This window comes from Sporosarcina sp. SAFN-010, from assembly GCF_059415065.1.
Genome location: NZ_JBPFDS010000011.1, coordinates 18,749 through 43,383 on the forward strand (window position 1 = coordinate 18,749; position 24,635 = coordinate 43,383).

Sequence of the window (24,635 nt, forward strand, 5' to 3'; positions counted from 1 at the left end):
AACGCCGGAAGTAGTTGCATTCATTGCTGGAGGTATTTTGCTAGGTGTTTTCGGATTTGCGTTTGGAAGATTGAGTAAAAATTGATTGAAGGCGAAGATACTCAGGCAATCGAAAGGGATTGATTCAATGGCAATGGCAAAAGAAAAAGCACTACCATTTGTCGTTCGTTTCAAAGCCAATGAATTAAGTTTGTCGCAAGGCGGCCTAGTGACGATCAACGGTGCAGATTATCGTGTGTCCATGATTCTCTCGATTCGACCTTGCGGGAAAAAGATCGTTGAGGTCACATTACTGGCACGAGCCCTGAAAGGAGAAATGGAATGAACGAACTATTCGAACGTTACGCGCTTTACGTACATTTCTATTTACAAACCGGTGATGTTTCTCATATTGAAAAAGCAAACGAAATCAAAAATACAATTATGGCAGCGTCTTAACGAAAGCGGGTAATCTCATTGGAAAATAAATTAGACCTTATTGAATTGCTAGCCTACGTTGATCCCGCCGCTTTGGATTACCAAGAGTGGGTCAACGTAGGAATGGCATTGAAACACGAAGGATATACAGCAAGTGACTGGGACCAGTGGAGTGAGAGTGACAGCCGTTACCGTGCGGGAGAATGTTTCAAGAAGTGGACTTCCTTCGAAGGAAACGGCTCACCAGTTACCGGTGCCACGATTACTCAGATGGCTAAAGATAACGGTTGGCAACCACGTTCTCAGCGCGAAGATCACGAGCTCGATTGGAACGATGAAATCTCGGGTGATTATGTAGTCATCGACAAAAACTGGATTGAAGGCAAAGAAATCAAAGAACCGTCTGCCTGGAATCCAGTACGTGAATTGACTCGATATTTAGAAGCACTCTTCGAATCTACTGAAAACGTTGGGTATGTAACAGAAACTTATGAGGTCACAGATGATAAGACAGGTGAAATAGTTCATAAGCCGACAAAGGGAGCGTCTGATCGCACAGCCGGAAAATTGATCGAACTACTGTCTCAGAGCAATGGAGATATTGGCTCTGTACTTGGCGATTATAACGAAAAAGCGGGAGCATGGATCCGCTTCAACCCGCTTGATGGAAATGGTGTAAAGAATGACAACGTCACAGAATTTCGTTATGCCTTAGTTGAATCAGACGGCATGGAAATTGAAAAGCAGAATGCGGTATTACGGGAATTAGAATTACCTATCGCGTGTCTCGTACACAGCGGAAAACGGAGTTTACACGCAATCGTTCGCGTAGATGCTGCTGATTATCCAGAGTATCGGAAACGTGTCGATTACCTATATGACGTTTGTAAGAAAAACGGCTTCATCGTTGATTCGCAAAACAGAAACCCTTCACGTCTGTCCCGTATGCCAGGCATTGAACGTAATGGTAAAAAGCAGTTTATTGTTGATACAAACATTGGGAAAGCGAATTGGGAAGAGTGGAACGAGTGGATTGAGGGAATCAACGATGATTTACCGGATCCTGAAAGCTTAACTGATTTCTGGAATGATATGCCGGAAAAAGCACCGCCTTTGATTCATGGACTACTAAGACAAGGCCACAAGATGCTGATGGCTGGACCATCTAAAGCAGGTAAGTCATTCGCGCTCATTGAGTTGTCGATTGCATTGGCTGAAGGTAGAAAGTGGCTTAGTTGGGATTGTACTCGTGGGAAAATCCTTTACGTCAATTTGGAGTTGGATCGCGCTTCTTGTCTCCATCGATTCAAGGACGTGTATACGGCGCTAGGTTGGCCGCCTGACAATCTATCCAATATCGATATCTGGAACTTACGTGGGAAGTCTGTACCCATGGACAAGCTTGCGCCTAAATTAATCAGGCGTGCACAAAAGAGTAATTACATCGCAGTCATAATTGACCCGATTTATAAAGTTCTGACTGGTGACGAAAACAGCGCAGATCAGATGGCTCATTTCACGAATCAGTTTGACAAGATTTGTACCGAGCTAGGTTCAAGCGTCATCTACTGTCACCATCACTCTAAAGGTTCGCAAGGCAACAAGAAGTCGATGGACCGTGCTTCAGGTTCTGGCGTATTTGCTCGAGACCCGGATGCATTGATTGACTTAGTAGAGTTGGAGCTTACCGATTCACTCATGAAGCAAGAAGAAGGAAAAGCCATGTGCGCTGTCTATCAAAAGTACATGGAGACTCATAACTTCAACTACTTGGACGAGCATGTATCGCAAGATGATTTGCTGTCTGTCACATCGATGGTAGATCACGCGAAACGTTCAATTCCTGATTATATGGATGCAGCCAACAAGGAGGCAGACGCAGCTGTTCAGAAAGTTCGTATTCGCTCAGCTTGGAGAGTAGAAGGGACATTGCGAGAGTATCCGAAGTTTGAAGCGGTTAACATGTGGTTCGATTATCCGGTTCACGTTGTCGACGAAACAGGTGGCTTGAAGGACATTGAGCCTGAAGGTGAAGGACCAGCATGGAAGAAGAATTTCGATAAAAAGAAGTCGAATAAGGACCGTAAAGAAGAACAGAAGGAAGCACTCGAAACTGCTTATGAAGCGTGCTCAATTGATGAGAATGTAACAGTAGATGCACTAGCTGAATTCATGGGCGTGACCGATAAAACTGTAAGAAATAGGATAAAAACTCATGGAGGATTCTGGGTAGACGATGGTCAAGTCGGAAGAAAATAAGAGGGAAAAAGTCGAGAACTTTCCCTTTCCCTCAACAGGGAAAAAGTCGAACATTTTCCTTTCCTTCTCTAGGGAAATTATCGATACTTTTCCCTACTTTCCCTGTGAGGGAAAAAGTCGAGGATTTTCGAGAATTTCCGAGGGAAGGAAAACCCTATACTACGTATAGGTAAATTACCCTTCCCTGACGGTCATGAGAAAAAAGGTGGTGGGCTTAAGCTCTGCCCGCCACACACTTTTCTCTTTCCATGACAATGCAAAATTTCAAAGCTGAAAAATAGAATGTAAAATAATGGAGGTTTTAAAAATGATGCAAGAACAAATTGGACGTATTCGAAAACGGGCTATTGAACGTGGATTAGATTCAGGTGATCCGCGAGGGCAAATTTTGAAGTTAGGTGAAGAATATGGTGAACTTTGCGCAGGATTTGCAAAAAACAATATGGACGAAGTGGAAGATGCCATCGGGGATATGGTTGTTGTTCTGACGAATCTTTCAACACAGTTAGATTTAAATATTGAGGATTGCGTGAAGCGAGCCATGGACGAAATTCAGAATCGAAAAGGCAAGATGGTGAACGGCGTTTTCGTGAAAGAAGCTGATCTGGAATGACGACTGAATTCTTCATGCCTATGAAAAAGGTTCCAACTACAACGCATCAACAAAAGCAGGTAACGGTTAGGGACGGCAAGCCAGTATTCTACGAACCGGAAGACTTGAAGGCAGCGCGTGCGAAGTTGTCGGCTCACTTAGGTCAACATGTGCCTAGAAAGAAGTACACGGGTCCTGTGCGGCTCACTACGAAGTGGTGCTTCCCTGTTACCGGAAAATACAAAGACGGCCAATACAAGCACACCAAGCCTGACACAGACAACCTACAAAAGTTGCTGAAAGACTGCATGTCGGATTTGGGATTCTGGACAGATGATGCGCTAGTAGCTTCAGAGATTGCTGAAAAGTTTTGGGCAGATATGTCGGGAATCTATATCAAGATTGAGGCGCTCTGATGGACTATGAAAAATTTTTCGCTGATGTCATCGAGTGGATCCATGCAGTCAATCAAAAGGCTGGAGAACACGGCATGGAGAGTAAAGCATTTTGGGATTGGATTATTGCTTCGTCAGAAAAGATCTGTGAACGACATGGCAACGCTAAGCTTGCACTCCTGCAAATGGCAATGATGTTTGATTGGCTCGATGAAGTATACGCTGGAAGGGGGTAGTTACTGTGTCTGAAACTTTAAGCGAGGACTACCGGCAGGAATTGATAGCCTTACTTGTACTCTGGACGGGATGGAGACGAGAGGCGTTTGAAAATATGGACGACCGGCGGCTGTTACATGAACACGATAGGAGAGTGGGGAAGTGACTACAAAGTTACGAGTGGGAACTGTGAAGCATATCGAAGCTGAGTTTTTTGATTACTACGAAACACTAAAACGGATTCAACAACGTAGAGAAGAATTGCTAGCGGGATCTAATGAAGAGTTGGTTGGAGGGAAAAGCAATCTGCCATCCGACCCGACTGGAAGCGTAGTGTCAAGGATGATTGCTGATAAACAATTGGAAGAGTACGAGCGTATTACTTCTGCAATCGAACATGTATATAATCTTTGTGACGATAACCGAAAAAAGCTAATCCGTTTAAAATATTGGACGAAGCCACAACTAAAGAGTTGGGAAGGCATCGCACAAGAAATCAGTATCAGTCGAGCCACTGCGTTCCGCTGGCGTGATGAAATTATTCAAGCAGTCGGTGAGTTGCTCGGATGGCGATAATTTTAAATTGATACCACTATGAGACTTTCGGGGTCAATTTCCGGGTTATTATGGTAACGTGGATAACTTCCATACAAGATCACGCTCGCCATTGCGTGTAGAAACCCCTGACGTAAAACACTCACTTTATTGTGGGTGGTTTTCTTTTCCATTCATATTAGATATGATAAGAGGCATAAGAAACGGGGGATGAAGCGTTGAATATTGAAATGAGGCACATATTAAGATGGGGAGTGCCTGGTTGGTTATTTATAGCAGCGAATTTGATAACATTGATATATTATAAGCCTACGTTGCTAAACAACTTTCTAAAGGAGAGTTTAGGTATAGCGTTTTTAACAACCGCGATATTGTTATGGTCGGGGATAGTTGTTGGTTATTTGTTTTATCAAGTTTATTTTGGTGTTAGAGAAATACTTCGTGAAGTAAACAAATATAAAGATCCAGCGGGTTATACTTCCAAGGAAGGTTATGTATGGCATCTTTATATTTTAGAAGTTAAAGACGAGGAAGATAGAAAATATATAACGGGAAGACATGCATACTACTTAACAGTAATTCATGGTTTCGGTTCTTTATTATCTATATGGGCAGTAACCATGATAATTGATTTAATTGTGTTATTAACCCAAGGCTATAATAATTTTATTTTATATAAATTTTTTATTGAAAGCTTCTTTGCTACTTTCGCCTTTCTAAGTTACACTCATTATCATTTTGATCTGAATAATTTTAGAGTGAGTTTACTAAACGAAAGTAAACTTTTGAAAACAGATATATTTAAGGACACAAAAAATAAATAAGATAACTTCGTGGAAAAGTTTCCATACTTGAGGGGTTTGAGTCACATCCAATCGGGTGTGGCTTTTCTTATTCTCTCTGCGGTTTTATTTTGAATGACTTTTCAAACTAATGCGTATCCTGTAACATGGTATCAAATGGATGCGGAGGGATTTGAATGGCAGAAACAAAGTCGTTTCGTGAAACACTGAAAGAGAATAATGCTAAATTCAAAGAAGGCATGCAAGCTGATAAAGAAAAACGAGCAGCTCAACATGCCGAAAACAAGAAACAGTGGAATCAAAGCAAGGCGAAAGTGAAAGAAGACTTGCAGTCGATCAAAGCACCTGACTTCACAGGTGTGAAAGATGAATTCAAAACAAAGTTTGCAGAATCGAAAAACGAATTCAAAGAACAACACGAAGAGAATAAAGCGAAGTTCGCAGAAAAGAAAGCAAGCCCTAAGACTGACGCTCCCGTTAAACGTTTTAGAGCATCTGACGTTTTAGTGATGGGACTATCATTGTGGTTAGCAATACCTTTACTTGTCGTTATCTTCATCGTAGGGTTGTTAGCAGTAGTCGGTGCATGGGATTGGATAGTAGGATTATTTAACTGACATCTCTATGGAGGTGTTTTTTTAATGCAAATAAACGAAGCGATTAGCATAAGTGGGGTGATTTAGAAATTATAGAGTACAGGAGGCGGAAGTGATGTAGATGACAAATTGGGAAGAAATCCAGAACGAATGGGAAGCCAGTGATATATCATTCAAAGAATTAGCAGAAAAACACGGACTGAAAGATTCAACAATCCGAAGTCGAAAGAATCGCGAGAAATGGCAGCGCGGAAATGTAGAACGCAATGCAACGCCTACAACGCAACGCAAGAAAAACGTTGCAACGAAAAAAGAGGAATTCGAGCCTGTTGTAGAGTCGGTTGACATAACTGATAAGCAACGGCTTTTTTGTCTTTACTACATTAAATGCTTCAATGCGACCAAGGCGTATCAGAAGGCATATGATTGCAGTTACTCGGTGGCGAATGTGGAGGGTTATCGCACCCTGGTAAAACCTAGTATCGAAAAGGAAATTCGTAGGTTAAAAGCGGAAATGCAGAGTGAACTGTTTTTAGATGCTACAGACATTGCAAGAGAGTATTTGAAAATGGCTTTTGCTGATATAACAGACTTCCTTGCATTCGGAACTAGAGAGGTCCCTGAGTATGATGCGGAAGGAGAACCTCTTCTTGATTCAGAGGGTAAACCCGAGACACGGACAGTTTCTTTTGTAGAGTTCAAGGACTATACAGAAGTAGACGGGACGATGATTCAGGAGATCAAGCAGGGGCGCGATGGAGTGTCTATCAAGCTTTACGATAAGCACAAGGCAATGCAGGAACTAGATAAGCGTTTGTTGTCTATGGACCAATTAAAAGTCCAGAAACTCAAAGCGGAAATTGAGAAACTAAACAGCGCGGATGACAACGAAGCCGAGAAAGATGTAGCTGCTGCTTTAAGGGGGTTAGTCAATGGAATTAACGCCAAAGCAGATTGAGGTTGTAGAGAGCGTCCGCACAGAAGACCCGAAGATATTGATTATGAGTGGTGCAAAGCGTGCGGGTAAAACTCACGTGGCTTTGTTGCTATTTTTAGCTCATGTAGCGAAATACGAGGGAGAGGGACTTGCCTTTATCCTTGGTGGAGCGACTTACTCATCTATATGGAGAAACATCTTGGATGATATGGAGAAGATTATCGGTCGCGACATTAAGTTAGATAAAAAGAACTCCTTTCAACTATTCGGAAACAAGATATATGTTTTTGATGGATCTAAATCAGATTCATGGAAGAAAGCGCGGGGCTTTACAGCTGCCGGCGCTTTTTTGAATGAAGGAACAGCATTACATGACATGTTCGTGAAAGAAGTCATTTCTCGTTGTTCATACAAAGGCGCACGCATAATCATCGATACCAACCCTGAGAATCCAGGACATCCTGTAAAAGAGGATTATATAGACAAGGATGGACAGACCTTAGACAGCGGACGCCTGAATATCAGAGCGTTCCATTTTACGTTGTACGACAATATCTTCCTTGACCCTGAGTATGTTGAGAGTATTGTCGCTTCTACCCCATCCGGAATGTTTACGGATAGGGATATTAAAGGGCAATGGGTTGCAGCTGAAGGTGTTATCTATAAGGACTTCGATCAGCATGTTCATTACATTACTTCAGAAGAGGCCGAGAAACTTAATTTTGTTCGCTATTGGGCTGGAGTTGACTGGGGTTATGAACACTATGGATCCATTGTAGTTCTCGCTGAAGATGATCAAGGTGATATTTATTTGGTTGAAGAGCATGCAAGACAACACGAGGAAATTGATTACTGGGTGGTCGTAGCGAAAGATATCAAAGCGAGGTATGGAAATATCAATTTCTATTGTGATACAGCGCGTCCTGAACATAAAGTAAGATTCCGCAGGGAAGGTATTCGTGCATTTGATGCTGACAAAGCTGTCGTTTCCGGAATTGAAGAAGTGGCACGACTGTTTAAATTAAGAAAGCTTAAGGTAGTTAGCGATAAGGTGGATCGTTTCAAAAAAGAAATATTTATGTACGTATGGAATTCAACGACTGGAGAACCCGTTAAATTATGGGATGACGTCCTAGACGCATTACGTTATGCGATATATACGCACTTGAAACCGAAAAGACGAAAAACAAGGTAGGTGAAGCCATTGCTCCATTTTAAAAAGCTGATAGACCAACAGGGAATCACTCCTGATCTAATCGCTAAAATCATAGAAGCACACCAGGAAGACTACAACCGGATGAAAGGGTTGTATCAGCGCTACAAAGCAGACCTAGACGGTCCGAAGATATTCACGCGTCCTTCTCTGGTTCACGAGGATTTCGAGACTGGTGGGAACGCCCATGTCACACGAATCGATGACAAAGTAGATAACCGACTCAATAACGCATTTGATGTGGATATCGTGGACACGAAGGTTGGCTACATGTTCGGCCATCCGATTGGCTATAACCTGGACATCCAGGACGCGGCATTAAAGAAAGAGATCGACACGTTTATCCTCCGCAATAATACAGAAGATATCGATTCTGAATATGGGAAGATGGCCGCTATTTGCGGTAAGGCTGCTCGATTAGCCTATATCTGCAAAGAGGGCGATGAGCGACTGAAGAATATAGACCCGTGGGAAGTAGTTTTTATCGATGAGGATATCCACGAGCCGGCTTATTCTCTGCGTTATTACACAGTGGACGAAACGGTATACGCTGAATTTTACGATGATATCTACATTCACTATTACGAGCAAAGCAATGGTTCGTCGTTTGTGGAGAAAGATGTGGTGCCGCATGTATTCGACTTCAATCCGTTATTCGGGTTAGCGAACAATCTTGAGCTGAAAGGTGATGCGGAAAAGGTATTGTCACTGATTGACGCATACGACAGAACCCTCTCCGATGCTTCCAATGAGATTGAGCAGTATAGACTTGCCTACCTCATTCTTAAAGGCTTAGGCGCTGATGAAGAGACGCTAAGAGACGTGAAGAAGTCAGGGATGTTCGAACTCTTCGAGAAAGATGACGATGTCTCCTATCTCACGAAAGATATCAACGATCAGATGATTGAGAATCACTTAAACCGATTGGAAGACAATATTCTCCGATTTGCTAAGTCAGTCAACTTCACCGATGAATCATTCGGTGGTCAAGTGAGTGGAGTGGCGATGAAATATAAGTTACTAGCCTTGGAAGCGAAGTGTACGACGATGGAACGTAAATACGTCTCCTCTCTGCGCTATCAATTCAAGGTTATTTTTAGTGCCTGGGCAAAGCGGAAAAGCATCGGGAAAGATGATTACCTCAAGGTGTTCTACCAGTTCAAGCGTAATCTCCCTGTCAATCTCCTAGAAGAAGCACAGGTGCAATCACAGCTTAAAGGATTCGTGAGTGAGAAGACGCGACTCGGATTGTTCTCTCAGGTGGATGATGTTGAATACGAACTGGATGAGATGGAACAGGACACATTGAAAGTCGGACCCACCTTAGAGCCGTTGGCAGATGATGAAGAATGAACCAATTCGATATTGAAGCAGCGCTGAATGATTTACTGGCAAAGGCAGAAAGCGATTTGGAGAAAGTCTTCGCTAAACGATTAAAAACAATTCTCTTTCAGGTTTCCGAGATGTTCAGGAAACACGAAAAGAACGGTGAACTGTCGTTTACAGATCTAAACAAGCACAATCGATTCCAGAAGGAAATGAAGCTGATAGCCGATACGCTATCCAAGGATTACTCCCACATTGTGAAGGTGATGCAGGAGACGGTTGAACAGCAATACGTAACCAAATACCTTATGACCGCTTATCTGGTCGATATGGCAGTTACAGACGGTACAGAGATGGGCTTCTCGATTCCTTCTCTTCCCACTATTAAACAAGTCTTGCTGAACCCCATTGAGTTCTTAACTCTCTCAAAAATCATGGAGCAACACAGGAACGATATTGTGAGGAAAATCAATATTGAGATAGCGCAGGGACTGATTGCCGGCGAGGGATACGCAACCATTGCGAAGAGGATTGAGAAGCAAGTAGGCTTTGCATCCAAGAAAGCGCGACTGGTTGCCCGGACTGAAGCAGGCCGCTCTCGTTCGATTGCAGCCGAAAACGTAATGGAGGAAGCTTCTGAATACGTGAAGATGACAAAGGTGTGGGCGTCTATGCTAGACCATCGTGTCCGTATGACGCACAGACAGCTGGATGGCAAGGAAGCGGACAAGGATGGTTTATTCCATTACAAAGCGAATAAGACGGTTGCTCCTCGCTTGTGGGTAGGTCCGGACTCTGCTGCACTTTCTATTCAATGCCGGTGCCAGATAATCATGAAGGTGAACGGTAAGCTCCCTGAACAACGCCGCGAACGAGATTACATGGATGATAAATATCAGCAGAGACTTGCGGATAAGATTGACCAACTCATGTATGACGATGATATGACATACAAGCAGGCGTTGAAGAAAGCACAGAATGAGATAACTCCGCCTAGTCGTGTGATTCCTTATGTGAGCTATGACCAGTGGTTGAGAAAACGGTGATCAGTGGATACTGCGTTATAAAAAAACAAAATCCCCTTCCTTAAAGGAAGAGGAGAATTGCCGCTACTGTAGTAATAGCTTTAATTACTAAGTCACTGGAAATTTTGATATGGATTTCCATAACCACACCTCCTTGAAGAGAGGAGGATTTCAGGTTTTTAGGATATTTATGTAATATCGGAGCGGCCTGTCCTCTCTTCAATTACCAATTTAAAGATAACACGGTATTTTAACAGAGTAAACGCTATCTTATCGACAAAGTTCGACACAACCGAAAGGAAGTGATCCGTTATCTCGGTTCGTGCATCCGTCATTGCACCAGTCGATGCGTAACAGACTATAAACGCGATAACGCTTGTCCTGAGCATGACAACATAAAAGGCTTATTTATTATGCGTTCCATGGGCTTTTAGCGTGTGGTGGGCAAAGGAGGAATTACATTGAAAATTGATATTGAACAGTTAAAAACATTGGTGGAAAGTGGCGACAAGGCGGCTCTTGAATCCCACATTTATAAAGCGTTGGAAAAAGAGGACGTTGCGTTGGTGCGGTCGGTCAATGCAGATGTACGGAGTGTCATTGATGCAGAGAAAGACAAGCATCATAGCAAGGCGTTAGATACATGGAAAGCGAACAATCTAGACACTCTTGTAGAAGCGGAAGTCAAAAAGCTGAATCCGGACAAATCCCCTGCTGAAATCGAACTTGAAAAGCTGAAGAAGCAATTCGAGGACTCAGAGAAAGCTCGAAATCGTGAGAAGCAGATGAATCAAGCGATCAAGACAGCAACGGACAAAGGATTGCCAATTGACCTGCTGGACTACTTTGTAAGCGATGACGAAGAGAAAACGACTGCTAATCTTTCGAAGTTGGAAGAGGTCTATAACAAGGCTGTGCAAGCATCAGTAGACGGCAAGTTCAAGGAGAATGGTCGAAACGTAAATTCAGGCGGCAATGGTTCACCAAGTACAATCAAGTCCATTCAGGACATGGCAGCGGAACACAATATCCGCAATCAAAACTAAAGAAACCAGAAGGAGACTATTGAAAATGAAAAAATCATTTAAACCGCAACTTAACAAAAAGGGATGGTTGACACTCAACATCCAGCACTTTGCAAAACAAACGTATACACCGGATCACGTTCTTATGTCAGATGTGAAGACAGGGAAGATCCCTGAAGAACAAGGCGGCTTAATTATCGAGGATGTTATCAAGGGTTCCACAGTCATGAAGCTTGCTAAGAATGAGTCGATGACCGCACCGAAGAAAAACTTCTCGTTTAAAGCAAAAGGTGCCGGTGCTTATTGGGTATCTGAAACAGAAGTAATCAAGACTTCTAAGGTTGAATGGCTACAGGCTTCTATGACTGCTGAAAAGCTCGGTGTCATCATCCCATTCTCGAAAGAATTCTTGCGTTATACAGCGAAAGAATTCTTCAACGAAGTAAAGCCGCTAATTGCTGAAGCATTTCACGAGACATTCGACATTGCTGCACTATTCGGGACAAACTCTCCATTCGCTACACACGGGAGTGGTAAAGCCATCTTTACAGGTGCTACGGATGCGGGAAACTCTGTCGCACTGGGAACAGGTGCCAACTTGCAGGATGACATCTTCTCGCTTATGGCATTGATTGAAGCGGATGGATTTAACCCTGATGCGCTCGCAACTACGAACGCATTCAAGCAAAACCTACGTACAGCTAAGGATCCTAACCACGCTCGACTGTATACGGATTTGAACAACGTAGAGGGCTTGCCTGTTGCGTATGCAAAGCCGGAAGCATGGGACAAGACGAAAGCCGCTGCATTGATGGGTGATTGGGATTATGCACGCTACGGTATTCTCCAGGGCATCGAATATGCTATCTCAGAGGATGCACAGTTATCTTCTGTTGTAGGTTCAGATGGAAAGCCTATCAACCTATTTGAACGTGATATGTTCGCGCTTCGTGCCACGATGCACATCGGTTACATGAACGTGAAGCCGGAAGCATTCGGTGCGTTGACTCCTGTTGTTCCTGGACCATAATACAAATTTGTTAGGAGGAAAATGAAATGACTAAATACAGCAAAGCGTCTGACAGCTTAGTGAACGTTGTAGACGCTAACGGCAAAGCGCACAAGGTGACACAGCGCGCTTTCGATGTGGTGTATGTGCATCAAGGGTACAAGTTATCGGACGGTGAGGTCGAGGTAGTGAATGACCCTGAAGAAGTTGATTACTTCCAGTCATCCCGTGAAGAACTTGAAGCCGTCAAAAATGACGACTTGAAAGCATTCTTGGATAAAGAAGAAATCGAGTTCGATGCGAAAGCGAAAAAAGAGGATTTAATCGATCTAATCCTCGGAGAGTAGGTGGTATGAATGGACGTAGTATTCAAACCTTCTCAAGCAGATGTGGATGAAATCAAAGGGATTCTTGGAATTCCGGTAACTGATACATCGAAAAACGAATACATTCAAACCATGCTCCCTCTTCTGCTTGAATCGGTGATGGCTTACACGAACAACAACTTCAATATCCAAACAGACGGCACATTACGCATACCAGGTGGCGTGAAAATTTACTTGGCCAAGGCAATTGAACGCAACACAATGAAGACAGGCTTATCGGCTCGGTCGATGGGTTCTGTCTCTTATTCGTATGACCATTCAGTTCCGAACGAGCTAAAAGATTTCCTGAAGCCATACAGGAAGGTGAAGTTCCATGCTTCAAGATGAGTATCCACATACAGTGACATTTCAGTCGTTTAAGAAGGTGTCTGATGGTGGAGGTGGCTATGTAGAGGAATGGTCGGACGTGCTCACAATATCCGGTTTCATGGACACTCCTTCCAGCCGAGAGATATTCCAAGCCATGCAGTTACAAACTCCACTTGACCGTAACCTTTACTATCCATATCGAACTGATGTTAACGAGAAAATGCGATGCACTTTCGAAGGTGAGATATATGAGCTCATTGGTAAGCCACCAGATCAGGGCGGACAACATGAAATCATGAAGGTTCCGCTTAAGTTGGTGCCATAATGGCAGGGAATAACGTCAAGGTTGGTAACCGTGCTTTGGCTAATGCTCTTAAAAAATACGGAGATAGCGTTATAGATGATGTTAAACGGATTATCACCGAAACCGCGTATATCATAATGAACAATGCGAAGGTAATGGCGCCTGTGGATGATGGAAACCTACGAGATTCAATCGAGGTCGAAATTGTTCCAGGAGGAATGACTGCCATTGTCAGAGTTACCGCGAATTATGCCATTTACGTTGAGTACGGGACTGGTATTTATGCTGTTGAGGGTAATGGTCGTAAAACGCCGTGGACATACTACTCTGACAAGCTCGGTCGATTCGTGACTACCGAAGGGATGAAGCCCCAACCTTTCTGGGACCCAGCTATAGAGAAGGGGCAGCGGCACTTCCGAAAAGAAATGCGAAAAATAGGCAGGTGACAAGATGGTTCAAACGGCAATGTTCGAACTACAAAAAGGAATATTTCAGAATCTCACATCCAATCCCTCGCTCACTGCTAAAGTGACGGGGGTTTTTGATTCCGTGAATGAAGGGCAGGAATTCCCATATATCACAATTTCCGAGCCGTTCATGCTTCCGTTTGAGACAAAGCAGAAGTTCGGAGAAGAATTGTCCATCGTCATACATGGCTGGTCAACCTATAACGGCAAGAAAGAAGCGATTGACATATTGAATCTATGTCTTGCTTCCCTTGCTATGAAAATGAATCTGGATGGTTTTGCGATACAAAAAGTAGAAGTGAGCTCAATGCGAGTATTCGATGATGCAGACCCACGTATCAAGCACGGCGTACTGACGATGAAATACACCATACAAAACAATTAGGAGTGATATAGATGCAACAAGGTAAAGATACGATTCTCTTAGTTCAGTCCACGGATGCAGCACTAGCTGCAAAAGGTTTGTTGATCGGGAATCTTACAGAAAACAGCTATTCCATTGAAAATGATGTGCTCGATGAATCAACTAAGTTTGGCCGCATTGTTGGTTACGGACAGAACAGTGAGTCATTCGAGTTAACAGCTTACGGCGAGACAGGTGACCCCGGACAGAAAGCAGTCCTTGATGCGATCAGGAACAAGAAGCAAATCAAAATCTGGGAAGTTGATATCAACCTCAATTCTACGGAAAAGCATGACGCTGTCTTTGCATACGGCATTGTGGAATCAGTGGAGAAGTCAGCTGCACAAGATGGCTTTGTAGAGATTTCAGCAACTGTACAGGTTATCGGTTCTTCCCAAGAGGGTGAAATCGATGCGCTACCTGCGGAAATGATTGATTTTGCGCGATATGGATTTGAAGCGCCAGGCGCGTCTACGGGCGAGTTCCCTGACCAGCAAACGGCACCACCAGGACCGTAATGGAGGGCAGGGATAACCTGCTCTTCTTTTTTAATACCACAAATGCGAATTTACTAGGAGGAAAATATAGATGGCGATTTTAACAATCAAAGGTAAAGATTACGAAGGTAAATGCACGTTTAAGTTCGACCGATTAGCAGACTCGAAATACAACGAAGCGGATGCTAATGGGAATGAAACAGGAGGGTTTATGTCGCTGTACATGCATTTGCTCCAATCATCCACAAAACACCTTCCTGCTTTTTGGGACTGCGCGCTTGAATATCTCAAAAAAGAGAAGCCGTCACTAGAGGACATCGAAGAAGCACTTGAACAACGCATTGAAGAGGATGGCGACGCAGATCAGTTATTCCGCGAAGCGTTTAAAGCGGTAGATGAATCGGGGTTTTACAAAAAACAAGCCAAGAGTTTCTGGAAGAATCTCGAAATGATGAAAGAGTCGGGCGTGACGGACGAGGAAAAAGCGGACAATCTGAAAATGTACAACATGATGGTGGACGCTCGAAACGAACTGACAGAATAGATTACGACCAACTATTAATCGATGCCGCCCACCTGTTGGGTGTGTATGATACGGATCTCATCTATTCCTGGACTCCTCGAGAGTTTAGGAACTTTACCAAAGGTGCACAACTCCGCGTGATTGACTCATATGAATTGAGTGCTATTTCAGCAATCTTTACCGCAAAAGTTAAGCGTAAGAAGCGTGTGAAATTGAAAGATATTTACGATGCTGAAAAAGCTCGTAAAGACCTAATCACACCTGCTCAACCTGTGGAGTTGAATCTTGAACGCTACAAGAAAGCGCAGGCAGCTATGAGGAGCTATAAACCAAACATGAGCTAGAAAGGAGGAACAGCGAGTGATTGAAAACTTCCAAGCAATCATCGGTGCAAAAATTAACGACTTCAACCGGAAAATGAAGCAAGTTGATAAGAAAGTAAGAGAGACCGCTTTTGAAGCAACCAAGCCAATCGGTGCGAATATCAGAGAGTTTCAAGCGAAAATGAAAGCTGTTCAAGCTACCACAAAGCGTGTGTTGAAACGTGATGACAAGACTATCAGTGCGGACATTTCACGATTCTTGCGTAAAGCGGCAGAAGTAGCGGTAGTTGCTCGCGCGTTAACCCGGGATAACATTGTCATACCTATCCGCGCTACGTGGAAAAACTACCAGAATACAATGAGAGCTATTGCCACGTTCTCGCGGAACATGAGTGAAATCATGCAGATGACTGCAAGGGGTATTATGATTTCTCTCTCTCCTGCTGTTGTCCCTATCATTGCATCGGTTGTGGGCTTACTAGGACAACTAGGACCCATGCTCGGAACAATTGCAGGTTCAACATTCGCACTTGGTACAGCGTTTGCTACAGCGGGTATTGGAGCGGCTGGATTTGGCGCTATTGCGGTAACAAATCTTAAAGATGTGTTCGGCGCTTCTTCTGATTTAAAGAAGCTACAGGAAAAACTAGATGACGCTACAGATTTAAAAGAGCGTAATAAGATTCTGAAAGAAATGCAGGCGATCCAAGGCTCGTTGAATTCCGAACAAACCAAAGCATTAACTTCCATGAATAAGTTGAAAGATACATGGTCAGGAATTGCTAAGGGACTGGAAACAAAAACGATTCAAATCTTCACGCAGTCTCTTGATATGTTTGGCAGCGTGCTCACATCGCTCACGCCAATGTTTGCCGGCGTTACAGACGCGGTAGGTAGATTGACTTCTAGTCTTGGTCAGACCATCAAATCTGACAGTATGAAAGCGTTCTTCGACTATCTGAATAAATCTGCAGGTCCTATGCTTGAAACAATCACGAAAGCGGCAGGGAACTTTATTCAAGGGTTCCTGAACATGATGGTCGCTTTTGGTCCATTAGCTGAAGATACTGCTGCCGGATTCTTAAGAATGTCGGAAGGTTTCGCGGAATGGTCATCGAAGTTGGGCGAGAGTGCAAAGTTTCAAGCGTTTGTGGACTATGTGAATGAGAACATGCCGAAAATCAGGTCGATATTCAGTGACGCGATCCAAGGCATGATTAACATGTTCGCCGCGTTTGCTCCATCCTCTGCGGATATGATGACGAGCTTGCAGGATATGATGGAACGGTTTAAAGAATGGTCGTCCACACTAGCGGAGAACCAAAGTTTCCAGAACTTTATCAATTACATCAAAGAGAATGGTCCGCAAGTAGTCTCGCTAATCGGTAACATAACGACATTCCTGGTGAATCTCGGGATTGCTCTTGCTCCGATTGGTCAAACAATGCTAGGGCTAATCAATAGATTCTTAGAATGGTCCAGCGCGATGATGGAGAATCATCCGTGGGTCGGGAAGATTATAGCTGCGGTTGTGGTATTTGGTGGTGCGATGTTAGCGGCACTACCTCACGTGATTGGTCTTATTGCTGCAATTGGTACACTAGCAACTCCAATCGGTGCGGCGCAAGTGTCCATATTATCGATGGCAGCAACTTTTATCGCTAAAACGTCGGCCATGGTAGCAAATACAGTTAAATCAGTCGCGACAATCATAGGAAGATGGGCGCTTATGGCTGCACAGTCAGCAATCCATGCAGCAAAAGTAGCGGCATCCTGGACGCTAGCTACTGGTGCGAAAATGGTTACAGCCGTTGCTAAGATGGTTGCTTCTGCGGCAACGTTTGTCGGCAAGTGGTTGTTGATGGCAACTAAAGCGACTGCAAGCGCAACAAAGCAAGCCGCTGCTTGGACACTGTCTACAGGAGCCGCGATGGCGAAGTCAGTCGCTAATATGACAAGGACAGCCGTGTTATTCGTAGCGAAATGGGTCTTAATGGGCGCGCAAGCCTTGGCTCAAGCCGCACGTATGGCAGCGGCATGGTTACTCGCACTCGGACCAGTAGGATGGGTTATTGCAACAGTAGTTGGTTTAGCTGCACTAATCATCGCGAACTGGAGCAAAATTAAAGCAAAAACAGTAGAAATTTGGAACAACATTTCTAATGCTGTCAAAAATGCATGGACTGCTGTGAAGCAAAAAACGGTCGAAGCTGTAGTGGCTCTCGGAAAAGAAATCGGAAAAATTCCAGGCAAGGTATTGGAATTCAGAAGCCAAATGCTGTCTGCCGGTAAAGATTTGGTCATGGGATTAATTAACGGAATCAAGAATATGGCGAAGGATGCGATTGGCGCAATAACTGGCGTTGTCAGTGGAGTCGTAAACAAAGCCAAGTCTCTGTTAAAGATTCATTCACCATCCCGTGTATTTATTTCGATTGGTGAGTTCGTGGGTAAAGGGATGGCGATAGGAGTATCAGCCACTCGTAAAGCGAATGAGAAAGCTATTCAAGGTGTAACCGCCGCTGTAACTGCAGTAGCCAAGAAACATGCTTCTGAGTTGTTGAAAATAGATGCGGACGCAAGAAAAGATCGTGCAGCTGTCCAGAAAGATAGTGCGAAGAAAGAGCATGAGCTTGAACGTAAAGCAGCTCAATCTATCCAATCTATTCATACAGGGGCAGCAACGAAGAAACGGAAACTGACCGCTTCCGAAGCGTTGCGAATCCGTAATATCAAAAAGGATTTAGCTGTTAACATTCAAAAAATCGAAGAGGACAGCAACAAGAAAATCGCTTCGATTAATGCTAAAGCGAAATCCGAGAAAACTAAAACAGAATCAAGTTTGGCGAAAGAGCGATTAGATGTCATTAAGCAATTTATTGATGATAAAAAGTCCACAGAAGAACTCTCGCTCGTTGCTGAAGCAAAGGTATGGGAAGCATCGATCAAACTGTTTAAAAACGGCACGAAAGAAAAAGTCGAAGCTCAAAAAGCTTATAAGAACGCTGTTCAAGCAGTCAACAATGAGATTACTGCGATCAACCAAGAATACTCGGACAAGATGCAGAAAATCAATGATGAGTTGGCGCAAAGCGAAAAGCAACTCAATGAGGAATACAGCAAAGCCTATAGCGATCGTATTAAGGATATTAAGAACTTTGCAGGCTTGTTCGATGAGTTTGTCAGTAGCTTTGAAGGTAGTGGACAGACGTTACTGAACAATCTGCAAAACCAGGTTACTGGGTTGCAAGATTGGCGCACAGTCCTAGACTCCCTGTGGGGCAAGATAGACGACAAGGATCTCATGAAGGAACTTGAAGCGATGGGACCGAAAGCCCTCGGCGAGCTCCAAGCGTTGAACACCCTATCTGCAGCAGAGTTGAATAAGTACACAGCATTGTATCAACAGAAGACGGCAATTGCGGTAGATCAAGCGACGTTAGAATTGGCTGACTTAAAAGCGAATACTACTCTCCGCATTGAAGAAATGCGCGCAGCGGCTAACAAAGAACTGGATGTACTGAAGACAGAGTGGGTAGCTAAGATAGGTACAGTCACAAAGGCTACAGACACTCAACTCCAAACGTTGAAGCAAGTCGGAGTTAACGCCGGTAAAGGGTTGATGAATGGCTTGGCTAGCATGGAGGGTGCGTTAGTAGCAAAAGCGACATCTATTGCCAACGCAGTAAAAGCGGCAATGGCGAGCGCTCTCGACATCCACAGTCCATCTCGTTGGATGCGTGACATGATCGGTAAGAACATGATGTTCGGATGGATTGATGGAATGGAAGCGATGAAGTCTAAAGTCGTTGCCATGTCGGCACAATCTACCGAGTGGATGAAGCCGAATCTTGCCGACTTGAGAATGGCGCCGCTTGATACACAAACGCAAATGACGGCGCTGAAGCGTCAGATTAAACAGGAACTGAATGTGGACATGTCAGTGAATCATTCAGGTTCAGTAGGCGCAGGAGTTGGTGGAGGGTTCAACCAAGAGGTGCATTTGCACTCACCGAAAGCTTTATCACCATCAGAAAACGCACGAGCTCTTGCCCAGGTAGGGCGGCAACAGGCATTGGCATGGAACGGAGGTTCATAATTGGAAAAACTAACCTTCTTAAACAGTAGAGGCGAGTCCATCGTATTCGATGGTCCACCTTTTTATTTGGTCAGCGTGAACGGCTTGGGTGATGTATCAGCTACCGTTCAACGTCAGAAAGCACCATATCAAGATGGAAGTACTCGAATCGGGAGCACATTGGAAGAAAGAGTCATCCCGATTGAGTTTTTAATTGTTGGTGAAAATTACTCAGAAGTATCCGAATTCCGTATGAAAATGGGTCGTGTTCTCAATCCCAATTTGGATGAGGGTACATTACGTTACGAAAACGGCCTCGTTGTTAGAGAGATTAAAGCAAGCGCTGAATCTGTTCCGTTCTTCCCAGATGGTTCTGGAAGTCGAACAAGCGAAATGCAAAAAGGTCTTGTTACATTTGTTGCATCTAACCCATTTTGGAAAACGGCGGTGGATACCGTTGAACAACTTGTGACGTTCAGTGGGGGTTTAACTTTTCCGCTTCGTTTGCCTACAATCTTTGGTAACCAGGACAGCCAAGCGAAATCCCGAATCGTCGTAAATAACGGGGATTCTCCTACACCTATTGAGATTACTTTCGAAGGACCAGCTACGACTCCTATACGCATCGATAACGAAACGACTGGGGAATTCATTGAGGTTAACCAAAGCTTATTGGAAGGTGAACAGCTATGGATTAGTACGGCGTTCGGTAGAAAGAGAGTCGAAAAGATTCTCGCAGATGGCAAACGAATCAACGCGTTCCACCATATCTTGGTCGACCCGACCGGCGCCGGTCCGTCTAGTACATTCTTTCAGCTACAACCAGGAAATAACTTGATGACCTATAACACTGGTGTCGAATATGAAAAAGCACCGGTAACAATCCGGTTTCAGCCGCGCTATTTAGCAATATAAGAGAGGTGAATTAAATGGCAGAAGAATTTATGATGTTTGACTCTGTGGATGGAGACAGGGAAGTAACTGCCGCAGATTTTGCAAAGTACTACACTGAGATTCTGACAAATGGTGTGTTCCATCGAAATGGCCTACCTTCCTTGCGTCTGACAAAGGGAGCCGGATTGACCACATCGGTGGAAATAGGTGCAGCATTTATCGAAGGATATATGTACCGCAATACAGCACCGATTGAGCTGTTACACGCTGTCGGGAATCCGTCCTATCCTCGCATAGACCGAGTGGTAGTACGGCTAGACAGAACTATCTCAAAGCGATATGTAAGAGTGTTTGTGAAAGAAGGAGTGCCTGCAACAACACCACAACCACCTGTATTACAACGCGATGATTTTGTGTACGAACTCAGTCTCGCACAGGTCAGGGTAAGTGCAGGTGTATCTGCAATTAACAGTGTGACGGATGAGCGGATGGACCAAGAACTTTGTGGTGTCGTGTCCTCTATTATCCAGGTACCTACCTCAGCATTCTTGCTTGAGTGGAGGGACTTTTTTGATGCAACGGTCGCATCCCTCGATGTGGTGGTTGCGAATTACAAAAAAACACTTGCTGATAATAAGGCAGCCGCCGATCAGTCTCTGACTGAATATGTTGCCAAGTTAGAAAAAAATCTAGCAGGCTATGGAACGGAGTTTTCTAACTGGCTCGCTCAACAACAAACGAAAGGTTTTGTCTTAGGTGGGTTCAGGGTCTATATTGGTCCAACTCCACCTGCCAATCCCAGTCAGTATGACAGATGGGTCGATACCAGCAAGTAAGTGAGGTGATTAGATGATTCATATTTACAATGCGGATTTTGAATATCAAGGCGAAGTCGACGTGTTCGAAAGTTTGATGTGGGTTCGTCGGTGGTCGAAAGCAGGAGACTTTCAAATCGTCCTCAATGCTCACACGTTCGGTATCGAAAAACTAGTAGAAGGTCATATTCTCACCATCGGTCCTGATAAAACAGGCATTATCGCACATATCGAAGAAGATACGTCAGAAAGTGGCAAAGCGAGTGATCAGATACTTGTACGTGGATTGGACTTAAAAGGTCTAATTGGAAAGCGTATTACCATTCCTCCTGTCGGATTGTCGCACGATGCTTTGACTGGCAATGCGGAAACAATCATGAAGAGCTACGTGGATGCAAACACAATTTCTACTAAGCCAGAACGAATCATTCCTAGATTATCAATTGCTCCCGATCAATTACGCGGTCCGTCTTTTTACTATCAAACAAGACATCAACCATTACCAGATGAATTGGAAAAGTTAAGTCTTGCATCTAATTTAGGGTGGGACGTTTTATTTACTGGAAAAGGCTATATCTTCGATACGCCCTCTGGTAATGATTTATCAATCCTGCAATCAGTCAACTCACCAGTAATATTCGGCGTGGAGTTTGATAATGTAGGTGAGCAAAAAATCATAACGAGTAATCTAGATTATCGAAACGTTGCAATTGTAGCGGGGCAAGGCGAGGGTGCTGACCGTGAAATAGTAGTAATTGGAGATGCTTCGGGATTAGATCGTAACGAGGTTTTTATTGATGCGCGAGATATCGAAGACGGAGCGAATCTCCCTGATCGTGGACGACAAAAACTTGCAGAGTATACAAAAGTGGATTCTTTTGAAACAGACATACTGACAGATGGTCCATTTGAGTATAAAAAAGATTGGGATTTAGGCGATATCGTCACCATTCAAAATGCGAAGAAGACACGTACTGTACACGAACGAATTGTTGAAGTGACAGAAATCCACGAAAAAGGAAGCGGCTTTCAGCTACGGGTAGTTTTCGGTAACGCTCTTCCTACATTAATCGAAAAAATTAAACGGGAATTGGACGAGCCTGAATTTAATGACGGTAGAGATGGCGTACCAGGTCCAACCGGCGAAACTGGACCACGAGGACCTCAAGGTTTACAGGGAATTAAAGGTGATACCGGAGAACGTGGGCTTCAAGGGTTAAAAGGTGACATCGGATTGACCGGTGCCACTGGTCCACAAGGTGAACGAGGATTTAAAGGTGACACAGGTTTGCAGGGACCAAAAGGTGATATAGGTCCAGCGGGTCCGAAAGGGGATACAGGTCTTCAAGGTGTAAAGGGAGCTACTGGTTCAACTGGACTCAAAGGAGATGCCGGCTACACGCCTGTCAAAGGAATTGACTATTTTGATGGAGCGACAGGACCAAAAGGTGACGCAGGAGCAAGAGGTCCACAGGGATTAAAGGGAGATACTGGAGCAACCGGCGCTAAGGGAGATACTGGGTTAACTGGACCGGCAGGCATACAGGGCGAACGCGGTCCCCAAGGGTTACAAGGCCAGCAAGGTGAAGCAGGTTATACGCCAGTTAAAGGTGTTGACTATTTCGACGGTCTGCAAGGACCTAATGGGGATATTGGGCCGAGAGGGTTGCAAGGTATCCAAGGCATTAAAGGAGATACAGGCCCTATTGGTCCAAAAGGTGACCAGGGGATTATGGGTCCTCCTGGATCCTCGCAATCCTATGTACTGTTCGAAAAAAACTTTATTTCGTCTGCGAATCAAACAGACTTTACCTGGTTAGACGGCTGGAACTTCCCAGTGGGAATTAGGGCAGTTAGTCTCTTTGTAAATGGGAAACGTCAACCACAGGATGCATTTACGGAGAAGGCAGACGGTAAGGGGGTGACAGTGCAGCCTGGAATAGATGCCGGTCAGTACGTTTTGATTGTTGCTCAGATGGCAGTGGTGGACTTACAAGGACCACGAGGAGCGCAGGGTGTGCAAGGAATTAAAGGAGAGAAAGGAGATAAAGGTGACCAAGGAATCCAAGGTGTGAAAGGAGCTACGGGAGCTACCGGTCTTACAGGTCCCGCGGGTCCGAAGGGTGAAGCGTTCAAATACACCGATTTCACCGCCCAACAACTGGAAGGTTTGAAAGGTCCCCAGGGATTGCAGGGCGTAAAAGGGGCTACCGGGAGTCAAGGTCTAAAAGGCGACAAAGGGGATACAGGACCAATTGGACTGACAGGTCTTAAAGGAGACATTGGTGCTCAAGGTCCGCAAGGCTTGAAAGGTGATGCGGGATTAACTGGAGCAACTGGTCCCGTAGGTCCCAAAGGAGACACGGGTTTAACTGGTGCTACAGGTCCTAAAGGCGATCAAGGTATTCAGGGTGAGAGAGGGAACCCGTTTGTTTACACAGATTTTACTGCACCACAACTAGCATCGCTAAAGGGCGAAAAGGGAGATACAGGAGCTAAGGGTGCAACAGGCGCAACAGGTCCTATCGGTTTAACCGGAGCTAAAGGTGACCAAGGAATTCAAGGCGTCAAGGGTGAGAAAGGTGATCCTTTCGTTTATACAGATTTCACCGCAACCCAACTCGCAGGATTAAAAGGAGAGAAGGGTGATACCGGAGCGACGGGAGCAAAAGGTGATACTGGTCCTCGTGGATTGCAAGGTATCCAGGGGATTCAGGGTATTAAAGGGGACGCGGGAGCAATTGGATTGACTGGACCTAAAGGCGATAAAGGAGATACTGGCGCACAAGGTCCTCCTGGGGCAGCAGTCGCCGATTCTGTGGAATGGCTGAATGTGCTGGGGAAGCCGACTGTATTCCCACCTTCTGCCCACTCACATTCAATTGCCAATGTTACAGGGTTACAGTCATCCTTGGATTCCAAAATGAATTCTGTTTCCGTTGGTTCAACTGCTGATCCAAACATCACCCAAGAATCCTACATTTTAACGAATCATGCGAACAGTCCCGGTGGAGGTGTCTACTGGCACATTCTCACATACTTCTATTCAGTCAGAACTGGAAATCGGGCACAGACAGCAGTCACGTATAACGGAAATGTGCCGCGATTTATGATTCGTCATATTTACGGAACTACTTGGACACCATGGGCTGAGTTAGAAACTGTTACAGGTGCTCAGAAGAAGGTTGATGATTATAAGCCCGTCCACATCGGAGCCACGCCCCCCGCAAATAAAAATTTGGTTTGGTACGACACCAATTAAAGGAGT

General features: G+C 44.4%; 26 protein-coding genes. All 26 read left to right on the forward strand.

Annotated features, from left to right (window positions below; translation table 11 throughout):
* Positions 1-85: 85 nt before the first annotated feature.
* Complete coding sequence (locus ACR65F_RS12720; RefSeq protein WP_440504622.1) at positions 86-325, forward strand: hypothetical protein; 240 nt, start codon at positions 86-88, stop codon at positions 323-325.
* 131 nt (positions 326-456) lie between these two features.
* Entirely contained in the window at positions 457-2,676 is a 2,220-nt protein-coding gene (locus ACR65F_RS12725) for an AAA family ATPase (protein ID WP_440504623.1), read from the forward strand.
* Positions 2,677-2,983: 307 nt separating this feature from the next.
* Positions 2,984-3,289: a MazG-like family protein gene (locus ACR65F_RS12730; RefSeq protein ID WP_440504624.1), complete on the forward strand. Its 306-nt coding sequence runs from the start codon at positions 2,984-2,986 to the stop codon at positions 3,287-3,289.
* Entirely contained in the window at positions 3,286-3,684 is a 399-nt protein-coding gene (locus ACR65F_RS12735; protein ID WP_440504625.1) for a RusA family crossover junction endodeoxyribonuclease, read from the forward strand. Before ACR65F_RS12730 ends, ACR65F_RS12735 begins: the two co-directional genes overlap by 4 nt.
* A complete protein-coding gene (locus tag ACR65F_RS12740) occupies positions 3,684-3,899 on the forward strand; it encodes a hypothetical protein (RefSeq protein ID WP_440504626.1) in 216 nt (71 codons plus the stop codon). Before ACR65F_RS12735 ends, ACR65F_RS12740 begins: the two co-directional genes overlap by 1 nt.
* A gap of 142 nt (positions 3,900-4,041) precedes the next feature.
* Positions 4,042-4,455, forward strand: a complete 414-nt coding sequence (locus tag ACR65F_RS12745) for a DUF722 domain-containing protein (RefSeq protein WP_440504627.1) — start codon at positions 4,042-4,044, stop codon at positions 4,453-4,455.
* A 197-nt stretch (positions 4,456-4,652) separates the two neighbouring features.
* Positions 4,653-5,258 carry a BA5345 family protein gene (locus tag ACR65F_RS12750; protein WP_440504628.1) on the forward strand — a complete coding sequence of 202 codons (606 nt, stop codon included), beginning with the start codon at positions 4,653-4,655 and terminating at the stop codon, positions 5,256-5,258.
* 155 nt (positions 5,259-5,413) lie between these two features.
* Positions 5,414-5,854 (forward strand): hypothetical protein, encoded by a 441-nt coding sequence (locus ACR65F_RS12755; RefSeq protein ID WP_440504629.1) that lies wholly within the window; start codon positions 5,414-5,416, stop codon positions 5,852-5,854.
* A gap of 100 nt (positions 5,855-5,954) precedes the next feature.
* Entirely contained in the window at positions 5,955-6,791 is an 837-nt protein-coding gene (locus ACR65F_RS12760; RefSeq protein WP_440504630.1) for a terminase small subunit, read from the forward strand.
* Positions 6,766-7,965, forward strand: coding sequence for a PBSX family phage terminase large subunit (locus ACR65F_RS12765; protein WP_440504631.1), 1,200 nt, complete (start codon positions 6,766-6,768; stop codon positions 7,963-7,965). Before ACR65F_RS12760 ends, ACR65F_RS12765 begins: the two co-directional genes overlap by 26 nt.
* Before the next feature lie 9 nt (positions 7,966-7,974).
* Positions 7,975-9,336, forward strand: coding sequence for a phage portal protein (locus ACR65F_RS12770; protein WP_440504632.1), 1,362 nt, complete (start codon positions 7,975-7,977; stop codon positions 9,334-9,336).
* The gene (locus ACR65F_RS12775) at positions 9,333-10,355 is read left to right on the forward strand and encodes a phage minor head protein (protein ID WP_440504633.1); all 1,023 of its coding nucleotides are present in this window, start codon (positions 9,333-9,335) and stop codon (positions 10,353-10,355) included. The genes ACR65F_RS12770 and ACR65F_RS12775 overlap by 4 nt, the downstream gene beginning before the upstream one ends.
* A gap of 440 nt (positions 10,356-10,795) precedes the next feature.
* Positions 10,796-11,380, forward strand: coding sequence for a DUF4355 domain-containing protein (locus ACR65F_RS12780; RefSeq protein WP_440504634.1), 585 nt, complete (start codon positions 10,796-10,798; stop codon positions 11,378-11,380).
* A 124-nt stretch (positions 11,381-11,504) separates the two neighbouring features.
* Positions 11,505-12,389 (forward strand): phage major capsid protein, encoded by an 885-nt coding sequence (locus ACR65F_RS12785; RefSeq protein WP_440504704.1) that lies wholly within the window; start codon positions 11,505-11,507, stop codon positions 12,387-12,389.
* A 26-nt stretch (positions 12,390-12,415) separates the two neighbouring features.
* A complete protein-coding gene (locus ACR65F_RS12790; RefSeq protein ID WP_440504635.1) occupies positions 12,416-12,715 on the forward strand; it encodes a hypothetical protein in 300 nt (99 codons plus the stop codon).
* Positions 12,716-12,724: 9 nt separating this feature from the next.
* Positions 12,725-13,081 (forward strand): phage head-tail connector protein, encoded by a 357-nt coding sequence (locus ACR65F_RS12795; protein ID WP_440504636.1) that lies wholly within the window; start codon positions 12,725-12,727, stop codon positions 13,079-13,081.
* Entirely contained in the window at positions 13,068-13,388 is a 321-nt protein-coding gene (locus tag ACR65F_RS12800; RefSeq protein ID WP_440504637.1) for a phage head closure protein, read from the forward strand. Before ACR65F_RS12795 ends, ACR65F_RS12800 begins: the two co-directional genes overlap by 14 nt.
* A complete protein-coding gene (locus ACR65F_RS12805) occupies positions 13,388-13,813 on the forward strand; it encodes an HK97-gp10 family putative phage morphogenesis protein (protein ID WP_440504638.1) in 426 nt (141 codons plus the stop codon). The genes ACR65F_RS12800 and ACR65F_RS12805 overlap by 1 nt, the downstream gene beginning before the upstream one ends.
* 4 nt (positions 13,814-13,817) lie before the next feature.
* A complete protein-coding gene (locus ACR65F_RS12810; protein ID WP_440504639.1) occupies positions 13,818-14,219 on the forward strand; it encodes a DUF3168 domain-containing protein in 402 nt (133 codons plus the stop codon).
* Between the two features lie 11 nt (positions 14,220-14,230).
* Positions 14,231-14,755, forward strand: coding sequence for a phage major tail protein, TP901-1 family (locus ACR65F_RS12815; protein WP_440504640.1), 525 nt, complete (start codon positions 14,231-14,233; stop codon positions 14,753-14,755).
* 70 nt (positions 14,756-14,825) lie between these two features.
* Positions 14,826-15,278 carry a tail assembly chaperone gene (locus ACR65F_RS12820; protein WP_440504641.1) on the forward strand — a complete coding sequence of 151 codons (453 nt, stop codon included), beginning with the start codon at positions 14,826-14,828 and terminating at the stop codon, positions 15,276-15,278.
* A gap of 116 nt (positions 15,279-15,394) precedes the next feature.
* Positions 15,395-15,601 carry a hypothetical protein gene (locus ACR65F_RS12825; protein WP_440504642.1) on the forward strand — a complete coding sequence of 69 codons (207 nt, stop codon included), beginning with the start codon at positions 15,395-15,397 and terminating at the stop codon, positions 15,599-15,601.
* A gap of 16 nt (positions 15,602-15,617) precedes the next feature.
* A complete protein-coding gene (locus tag ACR65F_RS12830; protein WP_440504643.1) occupies positions 15,618-19,679 on the forward strand; it encodes a phage tail protein in 4,062 nt (1,353 codons plus the stop codon).
* Positions 19,680-20,573 carry a phage tail family protein gene (locus ACR65F_RS12835; protein ID WP_440504644.1) on the forward strand — a complete coding sequence of 298 codons (894 nt, stop codon included), beginning with the start codon at positions 19,680-19,682 and terminating at the stop codon, positions 20,571-20,573.
* Between the two features lie 14 nt (positions 20,574-20,587).
* Positions 20,588-21,388, forward strand: coding sequence for a hypothetical protein (locus ACR65F_RS12840; RefSeq protein ID WP_440504645.1), 801 nt, complete (start codon positions 20,588-20,590; stop codon positions 21,386-21,388).
* A 13-nt stretch (positions 21,389-21,401) separates the two neighbouring features.
* The gene (locus tag ACR65F_RS12845) at positions 21,402-24,629 is read left to right on the forward strand and encodes a Gp37-like protein (protein ID WP_440504646.1); all 3,228 of its coding nucleotides are present in this window, start codon (positions 21,402-21,404) and stop codon (positions 24,627-24,629) included.
* The last annotated feature ends 6 nt before the right edge of the window (positions 24,630-24,635 follow it).